This is a genomic window from Actinomyces sp. HMSC065F11, assembly GCF_001813085.1.
In the GTDB taxonomy this organism is placed as follows: domain Bacteria; phylum Actinomycetota; class Actinomycetes; order Actinomycetales; family Actinomycetaceae; genus Gleimia; species Gleimia europaea.
The window spans coordinates 203,018-220,125 of the sequence record NZ_KV811465.1; the positions used below are offsets into that span (position 1 = coordinate 203,018).

At 54.7% G+C, this 17,108-nt stretch carries 17 protein-coding genes, 1 tRNA gene and 1 pseudogene; 8 read left to right on the forward strand and 11 right to left on the reverse strand.

Annotation, left to right across the window (positions count from 1 at the left end; all coding sequences use genetic code 11):
• Window positions 1-274: 274 nt before the first annotated feature.
• The 3 genes and pseudogenes from HMPREF2891_RS01850 to HMPREF2891_RS09935 all read left to right on the forward strand — a co-directional run.
• Complete coding sequence (locus HMPREF2891_RS01850) at window positions 275-1,246, forward strand: Abi family protein (protein WP_070619931.1); 972 nt, start codon at window positions 275-277, stop codon at window positions 1,244-1,246.
• On the forward strand, window positions 1,209-1,823 hold the full coding sequence (locus tag HMPREF2891_RS01855; protein ID WP_070619928.1) for a XamI family restriction endonuclease: 615 nt from the start codon (window positions 1,209-1,211) through the stop codon (window positions 1,821-1,823). The genes HMPREF2891_RS01850 and HMPREF2891_RS01855 overlap by 38 nt, the downstream gene beginning before the upstream one ends.
• A gap of 10 nt (window positions 1,824-1,833) precedes the next feature.
• A pseudogene (locus HMPREF2891_RS09935) lies at window positions 1,834-1,941 on the forward strand (XamI family restriction endonuclease); the annotation flags it as partial.
• A gap of 274 nt (window positions 1,942-2,215) precedes the next feature.
• Here the strand turns inward: HMPREF2891_RS09935 and HMPREF2891_RS09940 are convergent.
• On the reverse strand, window positions 2,216-2,440 hold the full coding sequence (locus HMPREF2891_RS09940; protein WP_222563170.1) for a DUF3024 domain-containing protein: 225 nt from the start codon (window positions 2,438-2,440) through the stop codon (window positions 2,216-2,218).
• On the opposite strand from HMPREF2891_RS09940, the gene HMPREF2891_RS09735 reads away from it, so the two are divergent.
• A complete protein-coding gene (locus HMPREF2891_RS09735) occupies window positions 2,366-2,545 on the forward strand; it encodes a hypothetical protein (RefSeq protein WP_222563167.1) in 180 nt (59 codons plus the stop codon). The genes HMPREF2891_RS09940 and HMPREF2891_RS09735 overlap by 75 nt on opposite strands.
• 575 nt (window positions 2,546-3,120) lie before the next feature.
• On the opposite strand, the gene HMPREF2891_RS01865 is transcribed toward HMPREF2891_RS09735, so the two are convergent.
• Window positions 3,121-4,431: a hypothetical protein gene (locus HMPREF2891_RS01865; protein ID WP_070619922.1), complete on the reverse strand. Its 1,311-nt coding sequence runs from the start codon at window positions 4,429-4,431 to the stop codon at window positions 3,121-3,123.
• A 695-nt stretch (window positions 4,432-5,126) separates the two neighbouring features.
• Between HMPREF2891_RS01865 and HMPREF2891_RS01870 the strand changes: the two genes are divergently transcribed.
• Together HMPREF2891_RS01870 and HMPREF2891_RS09740 are read left to right on the forward strand one after the other, a co-directional pair.
• Window positions 5,127-5,987: an IS3 family transposase gene (locus tag HMPREF2891_RS01870; RefSeq protein WP_261666830.1), complete on the forward strand. Its 861-nt coding sequence runs from the start codon at window positions 5,127-5,129 to the stop codon at window positions 5,985-5,987.
• Window positions 5,885-6,415: a recombinase family protein gene (locus tag HMPREF2891_RS09740; RefSeq protein WP_261666662.1), complete on the forward strand. Its 531-nt coding sequence runs from the start codon at window positions 5,885-5,887 to the stop codon at window positions 6,413-6,415. The genes HMPREF2891_RS01870 and HMPREF2891_RS09740 overlap by 103 nt, the downstream gene beginning before the upstream one ends.
• 186 nt (window positions 6,416-6,601) lie before the next feature.
• Here the strand turns inward: HMPREF2891_RS09740 and HMPREF2891_RS09745 are convergent, their stop codons facing one another.
• The 9 genes from HMPREF2891_RS09745 to HMPREF2891_RS01920 all read right to left on the reverse strand — a co-directional run bounded on the left by HMPREF2891_RS09745 (window position 6,602) and on the right by HMPREF2891_RS01920 (window position 13,898).
• Window positions 6,602-6,973: a hypothetical protein gene (locus tag HMPREF2891_RS09745; RefSeq protein ID WP_070663707.1), complete on the reverse strand. Its 372-nt coding sequence runs from the start codon at window positions 6,971-6,973 to the stop codon at window positions 6,602-6,604.
• A 59-nt stretch (window positions 6,974-7,032) separates the two neighbouring features.
• Window positions 7,033-7,105, reverse strand: a tRNA-Ala gene (locus tag HMPREF2891_RS01885).
• Window positions 7,106-7,199: 94 nt separating this feature from the next.
• Window positions 7,200-7,820 (reverse strand): histidine phosphatase family protein, encoded by a 621-nt coding sequence (locus HMPREF2891_RS01890; protein WP_070663708.1) that lies wholly within the window; start codon window positions 7,818-7,820, stop codon window positions 7,200-7,202.
• Window positions 7,821-7,835: 15 nt separating this feature from the next.
• Window positions 7,836-8,186, reverse strand: a complete 351-nt coding sequence (rsfS, locus tag HMPREF2891_RS01895) for a ribosome silencing factor (RefSeq protein ID WP_070663769.1) — start codon at window positions 8,184-8,186, stop codon at window positions 7,836-7,838.
• Between the two features lie 26 nt (window positions 8,187-8,212).
• Complete coding sequence (nadD, locus tag HMPREF2891_RS01900; protein WP_070663709.1) at window positions 8,213-8,827, reverse strand: nicotinate-nucleotide adenylyltransferase; 615 nt, start codon at window positions 8,825-8,827, stop codon at window positions 8,213-8,215.
• A 74-nt stretch (window positions 8,828-8,901) separates the two neighbouring features.
• A complete protein-coding gene (gene obgE, locus HMPREF2891_RS01905) occupies window positions 8,902-10,428 on the reverse strand; it encodes a GTPase ObgE (RefSeq protein WP_070663710.1) in 1,527 nt (508 codons plus the stop codon).
• Between the two features lie 94 nt (window positions 10,429-10,522).
• Complete coding sequence (gene rpmA, locus HMPREF2891_RS01910; protein WP_070663711.1) at window positions 10,523-10,783, reverse strand: 50S ribosomal protein L27; 261 nt, start codon at window positions 10,781-10,783, stop codon at window positions 10,523-10,525.
• Between the two features lie 47 nt (window positions 10,784-10,830).
• Window positions 10,831-11,151, reverse strand: a complete 321-nt coding sequence (gene rplU, locus HMPREF2891_RS01915) for a 50S ribosomal protein L21 (RefSeq protein WP_070663712.1) — start codon at window positions 11,149-11,151, stop codon at window positions 10,831-10,833.
• A 155-nt stretch (window positions 11,152-11,306) separates the two neighbouring features.
• Entirely contained in the window at window positions 11,307-13,898 is a 2,592-nt protein-coding gene (locus HMPREF2891_RS01920; RefSeq protein WP_070663713.1) for an Rne/Rng family ribonuclease, read from the reverse strand.
• Window positions 13,899-14,397: 499 nt separating this feature from the next.
• On the opposite strand from HMPREF2891_RS01920, the gene HMPREF2891_RS01925 reads away from it, so the two are divergent.
• Window positions 14,398-15,939, forward strand: coding sequence for a cytochrome ubiquinol oxidase subunit I (locus HMPREF2891_RS01925; protein WP_070663714.1), 1,542 nt, complete (start codon window positions 14,398-14,400; stop codon window positions 15,937-15,939).
• Between the two features lie 18 nt (window positions 15,940-15,957).
• Complete coding sequence (gene cydB / locus HMPREF2891_RS01930; RefSeq protein ID WP_070619902.1) at window positions 15,958-17,082, forward strand: cytochrome d ubiquinol oxidase subunit II; 1,125 nt, start codon at window positions 15,958-15,960, stop codon at window positions 17,080-17,082.
• The last annotated feature ends 26 nt before the right edge of the window (window positions 17,083-17,108 follow it).

Sequence of the window (17,108 nt, forward strand, 5' to 3'; positions counted from 1 at the left end):
CCCCCCCCAGCGAGAGCACACACCTCATATCGTGAGTGTCACCACGGTCGGTTCCGCTGCGCCACATCGCAGTCCAGGGCCGGCCCTCAATCAGGTCCAGCACTTGGCTTCATCCGTGTCTAAGCCGAGCTGGCACACACAGCGAGCACGAGGTGGGCTCACCTCAAGGATTGGAGTTCTCGCGGAGCTCGTGGTAACGTGCAGGTAATCGTTCAGCCCGCTTCGACCACTCGGTTGCAGACGGGCTGGATTTCTATCCAGATAGCAGCACTCCATGAAGAAGATCAAGAATCCCACCACGGTTGATGAGCAGATTGCACTCATGCGCACCCGCGGGATGAAGGTCAACGAGTCGCTAGCACGGCAATGGCTATTCAGCGTCTCTTACTACCGATTGTCCGGGTACTGGTACTCATACCGAGTGCTTCCGGAGCCTGAAGATCCCAAAGAACCACAACGCGCTGATGACTTCGTGCCGGGCACAACGTTTGAGGAAGTAGTGGCGCTCTACGAGTTCGACCGCAAAATGCGCACACTTATCTACGATGGGATTGAGCGCATTGAGGTTGCGCTTCGCGCGCGGATCGGTGAACTACTCATCACTAAAGGGGCCTTGTCCTACAAGGATCCCGGCTGTTTCCGGGAGGAATTCCAGCATCAAGATTGGCTAGAAACTGCAGAGAAGCGCGTGGACCGAGCACGCAAGCGCAATCATGCTGTTGCTCACTACGCAGCCAACTATGACGACTACCCTTTCTGGGTTCTTGCTGATGTCCTAGATTTCTCCGACATTTCGATGCTCTTTGACGGCCTCATCCTGGAGGATCAGCGAAGCATCTCACACAGGTTCGGTTTCCGTCTTGACCCTGATCAGCTGAATTCGCGCCAGAAGAAGAGCTACTACAATCAAGATCCACTCGCTCGATGGTGCGAACAACTCACCGTCCTACGAAACACTTGCGCTCACCACGGCCGACTGTGGAACCGTTACTTCACTCCCGCATCCACGAACGCTTTCCGCACGATCCAAGAGTTGTCTTGTCTCCCTAAAGGGCAAAGTGAACGACTCTTCGGGGCTCTCACCATCATCGCGTTCATGCTACGAAGCGTCTCTCCTGGCTCAACCTGGGTGAATAAGGTTCGCAAGCTGGTAAAGGAAGAGTACGAGCCACTGGCATTGCGGCAAATCGATGAGATGGGGTTCCCCGATGACTGGAGGAACCTACCTGTCTGGGACCTCGACTGAACAAAAGCGTGACCGTATCTTACCTCAGGGCGAGACAACGGCCACGGCTACTCGTTATCAGGCTTTGAACACGACTTCCTCAAGTCAAAACCTGATCCAGATCATAAAAATCATCATGGAACTCCTAGACGATACCCTATTCGAGTGGGTTCAAACGAAGACTCCACCGACTCCGAAACAGATCGAACTTGCATCAGTTGCCGTGGGAGATCGCAGGCGCGGGGCTCTAACCGATCCTATTATTCGCAACGCGCAAGAAGCTCTCCAAATGGCGGTTATACGAGACTGGTTAACCGCACGCGGATACACAGGACAACGTTATTCCAGCAATCTACCTCTGAAAGGCCTTCTCGCAGGAACTTTCTCGATACACAATGTCCGCGTCCAAAACCAAGACGGCAAGATGATCAATATGCCGATCGCCCTCATTGTTCAACCACATGTACGCAGGACATCCGATTTCCCAGTCCTTATTGAAGCCAAGAGTGCTGGCGACTTCACTAACACAAACAAAAGACGTAAGGAGGAGGCAACGAAGGCACACCAGCTGAAACGTACCTACGGCGAGGAAACTTGACCATCTCCTACTTCTATGCGGTTATTGTAATGCTGGATACCTTGGCTACGAAGCTGCTGAGGGACTCGACTGGGTCTGGGAACATCGCGTGGAGGATTTGGAAATTGTAGGAATTTGATCTGTCTATATTGGAGACGAAGCGCCCGGCTGATCAGGACAGACTGGACGCCAAGCGGGGAGCCGCTGAGCATAACAAAGAAGGGCAGTTCGCCATTCCCTCCTCTCCAGCGCACTCAATTGCCAAGTTCGTTCTCCCCCTCGTTTCCGTTGTAGATTTGATGGCCTTTATGTTGAACAATTCCTGGTCAAAGCCAGCTTCCCGATGAACCCCAACTGGTTAAGTTGTATCAAGATATTCAACTCATGTTCCCTACGACGTAGTTGTTGATACGTTACGACGCTTGCCCGTGCTGGGTGCATTTAGGTTTGGGCGGGTGCAAAACCGCGTGACCAGGGATTTTAGCCGAAGAAGATGGGTTCGCTGAGTTCTCGATGTAGTCCAGCAGATCGTCAACGAGGCGTGATAGTTCGATGTCGCAGGCGTGGAATTTCAGGTTACGGTTACGCCAGTAAAGGGACCAGAGTTTGGTGGATTTGGCGTAGCGCAGACGGGCTATCGGGAAACGGGTGTGTTCACCTTGCCCGTCCCTTGGTGGGCGGACTTAAACGATGGTGACGTGACGGTCGACGACGTCGGCTTCAACCTTGACCTGTTCCCATAGGTGTTTGGGGACGCGGGCATCGCACCAGCGACGGATGCGGACGAGGTCGAGCTGCGATATTCCCATAGCCTCAAAGCTACGGGAACCGGCATGCCAATGGATCCCGCACTTCTCTGTCTATCCGACACCTTTCGGCGACACTCATACTTTTCGGCGCAAACCACACTTTTTGGCACTACCCCCTTAGAACACTATTCGCGACCCGATCGAAGCACCCACAACCTGCTCAGGCACCCGCTTCCACGCTCGATCCGCACCATGCCAGAAGCACAACAAACCCCTCGAATTCCCTGTTTTACCTAGTAAAACTCGGAACCCGAGGGGTTCGTGCCGCACTCACACTTTTGTAGCCAAAGTTGAGTACTAATGGTTATCTGTACTCAACTTTGGATACAAATCCCGGAGTGGGTGCATGACCGGGGTGGGTGGGTGGGTGCAGTTAAGCCTTAGGTGGGTACACATGACCGCCAGACTGGGTGCAAATCGCTAGGTTTGCTGCACAACCTCAAGCAAGTTCAACCACGTCCACCTGGCATGACAAGCTGGTTCTACCTGTAGAAAACAACACGCGCATATCAGACACCTGTGAAAGACGAAGGCATCCCGGTCATTCTCTCCAGGACCGCAGCATGAAGTTCCTGCATGTTAACGACATCCCTTTGTTTCATGTCTGCCCTAGACACGACCGGGAATACTCGATCGAATTCAGGAACCATGTGTCGCTCTTGTCCATGTCTAACAACGACGAATGCAAGTCCGTTTATTGCCATCGAGAAAAGAAAGTCACCCCTTCTTCTGGCAGACTCAGCAAGGGTTGTCACACTGAAGAAGTATCCGTTTATTCCTGAAACATTCTCATTCAAGTAGATCTCAAACCCCGATGGCGTTCGCCCCTGTCGCAAGGTTCTGATCCAAGTCTTGTCAACCTTCTTGCCCGAGGCAATGGAAAGCAGTAGTGCAGTCTTTAGACACCACTGGATAAGTAAATCTACTGGCTTGACTAACGTAGATAGCACCTGTGCAGTTTTATAAAACTCCTGGTATGCGGCTGCAATAGGCTTTTCCAATTTTCGACCGAAGAATCCATTGCAGGAATCACATAAAATCTCAGCTGTAACTGGAGTCACTTGCCAGTACTTGGCGAGCCAATTCGGGGAGCAGTGTTCCCTCGTGACCCCATGCACACCGCACGCAACACAAACTTCTTCCTGCCGGATTTTTTCAGGTAACTCAGTCTGTTCACGAGTGGCGATGTAGCAGAAATATGAATCGTCACGCATTTGTTCTCCCCCAATAAAGATACTGGGGTTTCCCGGAACAACGAAGTTCCAGCTATTCGACATATCGATAATCTGATCCAGTTGTTTCGATGCAAGAGATCCGGGGAACACCGCCATCAATGGCGCTGGTTCATTCGTCATGACGCTGGCGATCAACTGCCCGAGCGTCGTTTGAATGATCAACGTCAAGGTTCCTGTGCCGCTGAGGAAGTATGCGAGGCGCGGTTCTATTAAGAACTTCTGCGACCTCCATTTTCCGTTAGCGTCGCTATAGCCCAGCTCAACAGAATCGGCACCAATTTCACTAATCGCAGGCGAGAGTTCGTCAAAGACTAAGGGAAACCTTACCCGCTTGGGAGTACGACGAGCCTTTATACTCTTAAGGAAGTCCAGTGTCTCAAAGCCACTAGCTGGATCATCCACCAACCCGTTCCACTCGACAACTGGGATGGCCATGAGTCGGTCGGTAGCTCCCGAAACACTCAGAGACTGATTTCTTCCAATTTTGTCATTACTCGACCCCTCCCCTACAAATAAGTAAGATGAGTAAGATGCCGCGGTCTCATTCTGAACCGTCTTAATCAGCTTATGAGCTATAAAGGACATTTTCTCTCCAGTATTACACGCTTGGGAGCCGTCTACAGCGGTTACGCAAGTATTTGCGCAATCTCCAGATGGATTTCCAACTTGGTCTAGCTCTGGGTGCAACGTTGGCCCTACAAGAATCTCTCCATGCCTGTCGGCAACATTTAAAGCTTACCTGGGCACGCCCGTCTTAGAATTGAAATTGCGAGTGTATAGCTCGTGGCTGTTTCGAGGAGGAGACGCCAATGGTTTCAGTCAATCTCATCCAGCATAAGGTGTTGCAGTGGCACTCCAAGGTCGAGACCGATCCGCCCAATGATGAGTGGAAGACATCGGCGAGCGCTGTCGAAGGGGGGCGCAATCAGCCGCAAGACCGGCGAGTACGTCGCCACATTGACTGACGTTGGCAAGCTGTACCTGCTGGATAACCCTACTCCCCCAGCTCCGAAACTTCCGCGCAAGCCAAGGCTTCCGAAACCGGCGGCCGAAGAGCCACTATCTATCGAATCAGAGGTAGCCAAGCAGTTATCCACCGGGGTCTCTCCGACGACAGCACCTAAGCGAATAAATCGTATGAAGCGTCCTGGGTTTTGTTCCTCGGTTTTATTGAGGAGGATTTGGGTATGTCCCAGAGATATTCACAGGAATTTAGAGCTCGTGCGGTGCGGCTTGTCTAGGATCGACTCCAGGGCGATCCTGGAGTGTCGGTCAGTGCCGTGTTGACGGATACGGCAGACAAGCTCGGTATAGCGAAAGAAACACTGCGCCGGTGGTATTCCCAAGATCAGGTCGATACCGGTCGTAAACCGGGGATCATGAGCGAGGAGAACGCTAAGATTCGCCGGATTCATGCCGAGAACTATGGAGTGTATGGCGTGCGGAAAATGTGGCACGCGATGCGTCGCGAGGGCTGGGAGATCGGCCGGGACCAAACTGCCCGATTGATGAAAATCGCCGAGGTCAGTGGCGTGCGTCGAGGTAGATCCCCAATCACAACTAGGCCACCGCAAGCGCCGGACACGAGGCCAGACCTCGTCCAGCGCAACTTCCGTGCCAATGGCCCGAACCAGTTGTGGGTTGCTGACATTACCTATGTTCGCACTCGGACCGGATTCGTCTACACCGCATTCGTCACCGACGTGTTCTCGCGCATGATCGTTGGCTGGTCGACCCGCTCAACCATGCGTACTGAAGCACTACCGTTGGAAGCTCTCGATCAGGCCATCAGCCAGGCCAAAGGCAATCTTGCCTCGCTCGTCCATCACAGTGATCACGGCTCGCAATACGTCTGCATCGCATACGGTGCCATGCTCGCCGAGCATGGGATCGCCTCATCGACCGGCACGGTTGGTGATTCGTACGACAATGCACTAGCCGAGAGCGTAAACGGTCTGTATAAGACTGAGCTGATCTACTCCCAGCACTGGGCCGGGGTAACAGAGGTTGAGTTCGCGACCATGAACTGGGTCCATTGGTGGAACACCAAGCGGCTACACGAAGCACTCGGACACCGGACCCCAGCAGAGCAGGTCAACAGTTACAATCAAACTCGTGCCAGAGCGTTGGCACCCATTTAAGAAGCGGAACAAAACCCAGGACGCTTCACACTCAAATTTTCAGCAACTACGCCTCAGGTATCTCTATGCAGAAGATCTGCCACAGACTCAACGCGCAAGAGATTCGCACAACCCGTGGAGGTAAGTTTGCCCCTAAAAACCTAAACAAGATACTCAAAAACCGTGCCTACATCGGTGAGTATTCATACGGTAAACAAGTAATTAAGGACGGGATGCCCCGCCTAGTTGACGACCTCACCTTTGAGAAAGTCCAGCACCGCTTTGCCCTCAATAAACGCTTAGGAGCGAAAACCCTGGCCGAACTCACCGCCCAAGGGGACGATGCCCCCGACTATTGGCTGACCGGGCGCACTTACTGCCTGGACTGTGGCGGATCCATGGAAGGTGTCTCAGGTACCTCAAAGACAGGACGCACCTACAGGTACTAATACTGCCTGAATCAACGTAAAAAGACATGCTCTGCTAAACCAATACGTAAAGAAGAAATCGAAACGCACATCGAAGAGATTATTGAGTCTTTCCTCAGCGACCCTGAAATGCTGGCCTCACTAGCAGTAGACACGGCAGACCATTACAGGAAAGCACACGGCCAAGAAAATGAAATCCTCAAAGCCCTAGAAACCCGCCGCAAAGATGTAGAAATCCAACTCGCCAACTTCGTCAAAGCAATATCCCAAGGAATCTTCAATGACACCACTGCCGAAGCCATGCGTACACTGGAAGAACAAAAATGCGATCTCAATCAAGCCATCCAAACAGAAAACGTCAAAACCGCCCTCTTTGAGGATGAAGCTTCCATTAGCTCGTTCTACAAGCGCTTCGCCCAGGCCACGATCGACACGCCCGAGACCCGCGATCAGCTCTTCGAATACTTCGTGGACAAGGTATTCATCGGTCGCGAGCAGATCGTCATCGCGTCCTATTTCCATGACAGCGCAGCGCCCATCGAGTTCGAGGACCTCGAAGAAGCACTCGCCAGCGGACACAGAGCGGGGGAAGTGCGAACCTACGCCCGAAAGCGAGAGTTCGACAGTTCCCCCTCAGGTGGAGCTAAGGGGATTCGAACCCCTGACCTCTTCCATGCCATGGAAGCGCGCTACCAACTGCGCCATAGCCCCTTAAACAAGTAACAACTATACAGAACAACTCTGCCCTAGCCAAACCGGCACCTGTGCGACCGCTCACGGGCGCGCCGCTACCGACGAGCGTCCTTCATGCCCCGATGTTGTGGCCTACCAAGCGCCAGTACGGGGACCTATCAGCTTGCTCCAGAATCGACCAGTGACAGTTGTCCAGGCCGCGCAGACCAGACCAAGATCCCGGCGCAATCCCGAGCAATTGGGTAATCCCCTGAGTAATAGCCGACCCGTGCGACACAAACACGTACGTGCCGGGGGCAGCGTTAACGACTTCCGCAACTACCTCGGCAAAGCGCCGCCCCACATCCTCACGAGACTCGATCTGTGCTCCTGCGCAATCACCCGTTGAGCGCCACTCGCGATACCACTGCGGATGCTCAGCCAGCATCTCATCGCGGCTCAACCCCTCAAAAGCACCAAAGTTGCGTTCACGAATCCGCGGATCCGCAACCACTTCCAGGCCCGAATGCCTCGAGATTTCATGGGCCGTATCCATCGCGCGCGACAAGTCAGATGAAACAATCGCATCTGGTTGAAATGTCGCCACGATAGGCCCCATCTCGGCGGCCTGTGCTCGTCCCACCTCATTTAGCTCAATATCAATCACGCCCTGAACGCGACCTCCGATATTGAAGTCCGTCTGGCCATGGCGCACAAAAATCACACGAGACTTAACAAGAGGTGCGTCACTCATAAGCCACTCAACTCCTCAAAGCTCGAGAATCGGGCAATCTGCCCACAAACGCTCCAACGCGTAAAACTCGCGCTGCTCATCCAACTGAACGTGAACCACAAAATCGCCAAAATCCATCAGAACCCAAGAAAGCTCCTCGCCGCTCTCCACGCGCGGACGCCTGCCTCCGGCCTCCAGCACCTTATCGGTGACCTCATTTGCAATAGCCTGCACCTGGCGACCACTCGACGCAGAAACGACCAAGAATACGTCTGTAAATGGAGTGCGCTCGCCAACTAGAATCGCAACCGGGTTAACGCCCAATTTATCTTGCGCAGCCTTAACCGCAACCTGCAGGTACTGCCTCGTAGAATCACTAAGTTCCAAAATCCACCTTCCGGCCTCAAAAACCACTACTGCCTATACAGACCGTACTTATCTATGTACTGCACAACCCCGTCCGGCACCAAATACCACACCGGCTTGCCAGCCTTCACGCGCGCGCGACAATCCGTAGACGAAATTGCCATCGCGGGCACCTCCAGCAAAGACACCGACGCCGGCGGAAGCCCCCTCGCGTTCAGCTCGTGACCCGGCCTTGTCACGCCAATAAAATGTGCCATCTCAAAAAGCTTGTCTGAATCCTTCCACGTGAGGATCTGTTCCAGCGCATCCGCGCCGGTAATAAAGAAGAGGTCAGCATCCGGCCTCATTGCACGAATATCGCTCAACGTATCAATCGTGTACGTGGTGCCCCCGCGGTCAATATCAACGCGTGAAACCGTGAAGCGATTATTCGAGGCCGTTGCAATCACCGTCATCAAATAGCGATGCTCCGCAGACGTAACCCTGCGGCCCTCCTTGAACGGTTGCATCTGAGTGGGAACGAAAACCACCTGATCCAGATTGAACACGTCCATTACTTCCGAGGCCGCAACGAGGTGCCCGTGGTGAATCGGGTCAAACGTACCGCCCATCACCCCAATGGACGGCCTATGATTCAATACCTCGCCCTTCACGTGCCTCACATTCAATCCAAATACCGGCCGCTAACTACTTCCCTATCCTACGGGTTTGAAAGGATGCCGGAAGCTTATACGCATTACTCGTCCGGATCGGTCCAAACTCCGGCTTCACGGTCCATCCAAAGCTCGTCGCGAGCCGCCTGCTTTGCATCCATACGCTCGTGGAAACGCGCCTTGCGTTCGCGCCTGGTCAGGCGCTCGCCACCCTCAAACCGCATGTCTGAACCGCGTGGGCCAAGCAACTCGGCACCTGTCTCCATGGTCGGCTCCCAATCGAAAATGACACCATCCTCAATGGATCCAATCACCACGGGATCACCAGGCAACGCACCAGCCTGTGCCAAGAGGTCTTCCACTCCCGCCAAACTCAGACGATCTGCCAGGTAGCCAACCGCTTCATCATTTGCGAAATCAGTCTGCAAAATCCAACGCTCCGGCCTGCGTCCTCGAACCTGGAACAAGTCCCGCCCAGCGTGAGAGACTTTGCGAACCGTAATGACCTCATCACGTTCACGTCCGCCAATCGCCTGCGGACGCAATACCGTGGGTGCGGGCTCGATCTCGGGCATCGAGTCACGATGATCCTGCACCATCTTCGCAAGCGCGAACGACAGCTCCTTCAAACCCTCGCGCGTTACCGCAGAAACCTCAAAAACCGGCCAGCCAAACGCGTGTAGATCCTCGCTTTGCATATGTGCCATATCGCGACCATCGGGGATGTCGATCTTATTCACCACAATCGCGCGCGGACGCTCGCCCAGAGGCACATAGCCTTCCAACTCGCCCAAATCGGAACGATACTGAGCCAGCTCCTCTTCAATCGTCTTGAGGTCCGAAACTGGATCGCGCTCAGGCTCGAACGTTGCCGCGTCCAAAACGTGCACAATCACAGACGAACGTTCAATGTGTCGCAAAAACTCCAGACCAAGTCCCTTACCCTCCGAAGCTCCTGGAATCAGGCCCGGCACATCCGCAATGGTGTAGCGAATCTCGCCTGCCTGCACAACCCCCAGATTCGGGACCAGTGTTGTAAACGGGTAATCCGCAATCTTCGGACGGGCAGCCGACATGGCGGCGATAAGCGAAGATTTGCCCGCGGATGGGAAACCAACCAGCGCAACGTCAGCAACCGACTTCAGTTCCAGAATGACCGTGCGTTCCTCGCCCGGCTCACCCTTCAACGCAAAACCCGGAGCCTTGCGCTTACGAGAAGCCAATGCCGCGTTGCCAAGGCCTCCTCTACCACCCTCAGCGATGACCACGCGTGTCCCCACCTCGGTCAGGTCGGCGATGAGGGACCCATCCGCATCCTTAACCACTGTGCCCACTGGAACCGGAAGTACTACATCCTCACCGTTTCGACCCTCACCGTCTCCGCCAAGACCAGGAGTGCCATTCTCAGCCTTGCGGTGCGGAAGATGGTGGTAGTCAAGCAGAGACGTGGTTTGATCCGAAACCTCAAGAATCACGTTTCCACCATCGCCACCATTTCCCCCGTCGGGGCCGCCGAGTGGTTTGTATTTCTCACGGCGAATCGATGCGGCGCCGTGACCACCATTGCCACCGGTAACGTACAAAGTCACCCTGTCAACAAAAGACGCCATAGCTACTCCCTACGCGGCAAGCTTTTACAAATTCAGATAATAAAATTTTGAGGGTGATGGGAAACCCCAATCACCCTCAAAGCGTTAAGACTAGTTAGGCAGATGCTACCTCAACCACGTTAACGACGCGACGATTGCGCTTGTTCGCGAACTCAACATCGCCTGCAACGAGCGCGAAAAGCGTGTCATCCTTGCCGCGGCCTACGTTCTCACCAGCGTGGTAACGAGTCCCGCGCTGACGAACTAGAATCTCGCCGGCCTGTACAAACTGGCCTCCGAAGCGCTTGATGCCGAGACGCTGGGCATTAGAGTCGCGACCGTTCTTGGAAGAACCGAGTCCCTTCTTACTTGCCATCTTTCAGCTTCTTTCTGTCAGTCCTAAAACGAGTTTAGGAACACTAACTACTTGATGCCAGTTACCTTGATCTTCGTCAGGGGCTGACGATGACCTTGGCGCTTGCGGTAGCCAGTCTTGTTCTTGAACTTGATAATAGAAATCTTCGGACCCTTGGCGGGCTCAACGATTTCAGCAGTTACCTTAACCTTGTCGAGCTTCGACACGTCCGAGGTTACCTTGTCACCGTCGACCACCATTAGGGGCTGGAGTTCGACAGTATCGCCGGGTTCTCCTGCCAACTTGTCGACGACGACGACATCACCGACGGACACCTTCTCCTGTCGGCCGCCGGCCTTGACGATCGCGTAGACCACGTTGCTGCTCATCTCTTAATAGATTACGAATTAACTATGCGTTCAAAGAAACGCACCGACGATCAAGACTACTTGAAACGCGCGTAGCAATCAAACGAATTTGCTCGTTTTGCCGCTTGTAGGCGTGTGGGATTCACCACCGGAGCCGCGCGCGTGTCGTCTTGAGTTTACTTATTCTCTTCCCCACCGGCATTAGGTTGCGACATTACTGCTCGCCTAGCCTTCTTAGCAGGGCGGGAAGAAGCGTCGGGTAACTGAATGTCATCGAGGCTCACAGCCGCGGGCCTTCCAATCTTTTCAGTTTTTACCGGCTCGGGCAGATCGAGCTTGACCTTGGGGTTTCCTACCTCCATAGTGACCGCTCGCCGCGCTCGCTTGCGGGGCACTACCGCGGTTTCACCCGAATGATTTGCAGCTTCTAGAAGATTTGCGGCGCGAGGAGCCGAAGCCAACTCCTTACGTTGACTACCCGCGGACACCTTCCTGGCTAGCTTGCCTTCCGGCTCGCTCCCGTCCGTGGCCACGCCTTGGTGAGATACCTTGGCGCCGTCCCGCTTCCCTCTTGACTGCTTCGAATCGCGCTTATGCCCCGGTCCACTCTCAGACTTCTTCGGCTTGGATTCTTCGTCACCGGTTTCTTGCTCAGACAAATCTTCTAGCTCGTTAGCTCCGCTCGCATGAGGGGCGCTGGACTCACTTTCTGAATTCTTGCCATCGCGGCGTTTGCGATTTCTTTGTCCTCGCCTGCGATCAGACTTCTTCGAGTTACCCTGTGCGTCTTCCTCAGCCTCGTGATGTTTAGAAGCAGCCGAGGCGGCTATTGCCGAAAGCGCTGCCTTCACTTCCTCATGCTTCTCATCAGATTCCGGCTCTTTCACCGGCTCTGACGTCTGCTTCTTCGGCGGGATAGCGTGGCCAGACTTATCCTTCTCTACCGGACTGGAGTGAACGATGAAGCCCCTGCCCTCACAGCACTCACACGGGGTAGAGAAGGCTTCAACTAACCCTTCGCCAACCCGCTTTCGAGTCATTTGCACAAGGCCTAGAGCCGTAATCTCCGTAACCTGATGACGGGTACGGTCGCGTCCTAAGCACTCCACCAGCCTGCGTAGCACGAGGTCGCGGTTAGACTCGAGCACCATGTCAACAAAGTCAATGACGATGATTCCGCCAATATCGCGAAGCCGAAGCTGCCGAACAATCTCTTCAGCAGCCTCCAGGTTGTTCATGGTGACCGTTTCTTCAAGAGTGCCACCTGAGCCAATAAACTTGCCCGTGTTCACATCGATGACGGTCATTGCCTCCGTGCGGTCGATAATCAAGGAACCACCCGAGGGAAGCCAGACCTTATTATCCATTCCCTTCGCAAGCTGCTCATCAACGCGATGCGAGTGGAACACGTCCTCGCGCTTGGTCCAGTGAACCAAACGATCTTCCAGGTCCGGTGACAGCTTTGACACGTACTCGCTGATGGTCTTCCACGTACCCGAGCCCTGCACCGTTAGCGAAGAAAAATCCTCGTTAAAGACATCGCGAACCACGCGAACAGCGAGCTCTGGCTCTGATCGCAGCATCACCGGAGCTTTCTGCCCCTTCTTCTGCTTCTGTACGACCTCGTCCCACTGCGCCTGCAGGCGATTCACATCATCGCGCAACTGCGCTTCCGTCGCCCCCTCCGCAGCGGTACGGACGATTACTCCCGAATCCTTCGGAACGATCTTAGACAGTAGCTTCTTCAGGCGCGCCCGCTCCTTCTCGGGAAGCTTGCGCGAAATACCAGTCATCTGCCCGTCCGGCACCAGCACCAAGAAGCGGCCTGCCAAAGTGATTTGCGAGGTCAGACGGGCACCCTTGTGCCCGATCGGATCCTTCGTGACCTGCACCAGAACTGTGTCACCCGACTTCAAAGCCTGTTCGATCCGACGCGGTCTGCCTTGGAATCCGAGCGCTTCCCAGTTCACTTCACCGGCATACAAAACCGCGTTACGACCCTTTCCAAGGTCAACGAACGCCGCCTCCATTGACGGCAAAACGTTCTGCACGCGACCGAGGTAAATGTTGCCCACCATTGTCTGCTGGGTGCGGCGCGCAACGTAATGCTCCACAAGCAACCCATCTTCAAGAACGGCGATCTGGTTTAAACCATTCTTCTCGCGCACGATCATCTCGCGCTTCACAGACTCACGCCGGGCCAAGAACTCCGATTCGGTTACAACCTGACGGCGACGGTTCTCTCGACGCCCCTCACGCCTACGCTGACGTTTAGCCTCTAGACGCGTTGAACCCTTGACACCCTCAACCTCATTAGATAGTTCAGACGAATCATCATCTTCTGTCGAGGAACGCCTGCGCCTACGCCTGCGCACCGTAGTGACCTGCTCTTCATTCGCGTCGTCACCAGCGCGTTCTGAGTGCTCACCGTCTTGCTCTCCATCATCGAATAAGGACGAGTCCGCAACCTCTTCTTCCAATTCCTCTACGCGCCTGCGAGACCTTTGTTTACGAGCGGGACGCTCATCATCATTCCCGCTTGTGTCGGGGTGAGAAATCGTCGGAGCTTGGAATAGCAGCGTCGCTGCAGCAGCCACAGGGACCTTTGTCCCTTGCGGGACCTCCTCATTCGCTTTGCGCGAGCCCGAGAAAACCGGGGCGCCTACACCGGGCGAAAACAGATCGGTTTCGACCCCTTTTTCACCGCGATCAGCCTCATTATTATTTTCTTTTGTCACAAGCCTTCTCCAGTTAGCGCAGGACTTCATACCAAGCTCCTGCAGCAGCCGTCTTACGCAGACGGAAACCTAAACGGTGTAGCCCAAGCGGCTAACACAAGCGCCATACAGGGAGAAAACATCACCTGCTTGCGCCACTTTCACGGTATGGCGAAAGTATCTCCAAGAGGAATTATCGCACAATATACGAAGATCGGACGAATACGGCGGCACAGGGGACGAAAATGCGTCCTTTGACACCATTTTCACCACCTCAAACTTGGACCGAAAACAGCCTCGTCAATTCTTGACAAAATCTTTTTAGAAACAATAATTTTGTCTAATTATTTTTTTTGTTTACCGTTTCGTTACCAAAAACGGCACTTGTGAGCGGCCTAACATGCGCGTTATTACACGCTTTGTCAGATAGAATCTCGATTTGGAGATAAATCTTCCGCACACACCTTGTATTCATGCATAAAGTGGTGTCTAAGAGGGGTCGTCGAAAATCGCCGACCTCATTTACCTATCAACTCGGAAAGGCGGAAACATGACCGTCCTCCCAGCAGCACTCGACGCAGTGTTTCTGGCGCGGTGGCAGTTTGCAATCACAACTGTCTACCACTTCCTACAGGTACCCCTAACCATTGGCCTGGGTCTCCTGGTTGCAATCATGCAAACCAAGTGGCACAGAAGCGGTAATGAGGTCTGGCTGCAGGCAACGCGATTCTTCGGAAAACTGTTCCTTATTAACTTCGCGCTAGGCGTCGCCACCGGCATCGTGCAGGAGTTCCAGTTCGGCATGAACTGGTCCGAATACTCCCGCTTCGTTGGCGACATCTTCGGCGCACCGCTAGCAGTTGAAGCACTGCTCGCATTCTTTATGGAATCGACCTTCCTTGGCCTATGGATCTTCGGCTGGGGCCGCATCTCAAAGCGGATGCACCTCGTTGCCATCTGGCTTGTAGCCATTGGCTCCACGCTTTCAGCCGTATGGATCCTTGCTGCAAACTCTTGGATGCAGCATCCTGTAGGTGCCTTCTACAACCCGGCCACCGGCCGCGCAGAACTTGACGGAGCCGGCGGCTTCTTCAAGGTCATCTCCAACCCCGTGCTATTCCTTGGATTCACACACGTCCTCTTCACCTCCCTGTTCGTAGCTGGCACCTTCGTTGCCGGTATCGCAGTGTGGTGGACAGTGCGCTGCGCAAATGCTGGGGAGCACGGCGAACGCGAAGCACGCGAAATCTGGAAGCCGATCGCTAAGTTCGGCGCTTGGGCCCTCATCATCGCTGGCCTTGGCACCGTAGCAACCGGCCACTTCCAGGGCGTAGAAATGGTCAAACTCCAGCCAATGAAGATGGCTGTTGCTGAAGGCATCTGTATGGATACCGAAGGCGCCGCCTTCACCGTCGCGGGCTTTGGCGAATGCCCCCTCGACGATTCTGGCGATATGACCCGCTTCATCACGGTTCCTGGACTCGCATCGTTCCTGTCGCACAACTCCTTCAACGCTGAAGTAGAAGGCGTGCGCGACATCCAAGACCGTATGGTCGAGATGCTTAACGCCAACGAGTCGTTCACTTCGCGCTACGGTGATGCATCGCAGTACGACTTCCGCCCACCATCGATGCCAGTGTTCTACTCCTTCCGCATCATGGTTACGCTTGGCCTCATTTCGATGCTGCTGGGCCTAGGAATCCTCTACTGGTACCGCGGCGATAAGCTCGCCCGTTCCAAGTGGATGGCTAACTTCGCCCTCTTCTGCCTGCCCTGGCCGTTCATCGGCGCATCCGCAGGTTGGATCTTCACCGAAATTGGCCGCCAGCCATGGGTGGTATACCCGAACATTGCTGGCGCGCTGAACCAAGATCCAGTTGGTGGTGTTCTCCAGCTCACTGAGTTCGCCGCATCGGGTACGGTCCCGGCGGGACAGGTGCTGGTAACCACGGTGCTGTTCACCCTCCTATACGGCGGGCTCGGCGTCATCTGGTTCCTCCTGTTGCGTCGCTGGGTACGCGAAGGCATGCATGTGCCCTACTCGAAGACGAATGAAGTAACCCCCGACACGCACCTGTCGTTCGGATACTGAGGAAGGTTGGTATAAACAATGAGTTGGCTCAGTATCGTTTGGTTCATTCTCATCGCCGTCCTCTGGACCGGCTACCTGATTCTGGAAGGCTTCGACCTTGGCGTTGGTGCCCTCCTCCCGTTCGTCGCTAAGAACGACGAAGAACGCTCCCAAGCTGTGAAGACCATTGGCCCTCACTGGGACGGCAACGAAGTTTGGCTCCTCACCGCAGGTGGCGCAACCTTCGCAGCATTCCCAGAGTGGTACGCCACCATGTTCTCCGGCATGTACCTAGCACTGTTCCTCATCCTTGTGCTCCTCATCCTGCGTATCGCAGCGATCGAGTGGCGCAAGATGATTGACTCCGTTAAATGGCGCTCCACCTGGGACACCATCCACACGGTTGCAGGTTTCGGCGTTCCCCTACTTTTCGGCGTTGCATTTGCAAACCTCGTACAGGGCATGAAGATCGAGGTCGTAGACCCGATGACCCTTGAGGCCGTGACGCCCCCAATCACCGATGATGTGCTCGTACACTCCGTACACCACCTGACGGGCGGTTTCTTCTCGCTCCTCACGGTGTTCACACTCCTTGGTGGTGCAGCTGTTCTGCTCCTCGCCCTCTCCCAGGGCGCACAGTTCCTGTCGCTCAAGACTGCTGGCCCGGTGCACGACCGCGCGGAGGCTCTGTCCTCCAAGCTTTCGATCATTGCCGCTGGCGTTACCGCGATCTGGGCACTGTGGGCAGTAATCGCCTACGCCGGATCCGTCTGGGCGTGGCTACCACTCGTGGTTGCCGCAATCGCCCTCATCGTGTCCGCCGCACTATCGCAGAAGGCGCTCAACAATTCGATGGGCTCGTTCCTCGCGTCCTCGGTTGGAATTGCCGGCGCTGTCTCCTTCATCTTCGTTGCAATGGCACCGAACGTGATGAAGTCCAGCATCGACCCGGCATACTCTCTCACCATCGCGCAAGCGTCGTCCTCACACTCGACGCTCGTTGTGATGCTGACCGTAGCGATCGTGATGGTACCGATCGTCCTCGCATACACGGCATACTCCTACTGGGTATTCCGCAAGCGCGTCTCGCCTGATGACGTCGCAGAGAACCAGGGTCTACTACCCAAGCAGATCCGCGTTGGAGCGAACTTCCTCAAAGGCTAGATGAAGCACCAAGATGCGGGGCTGAC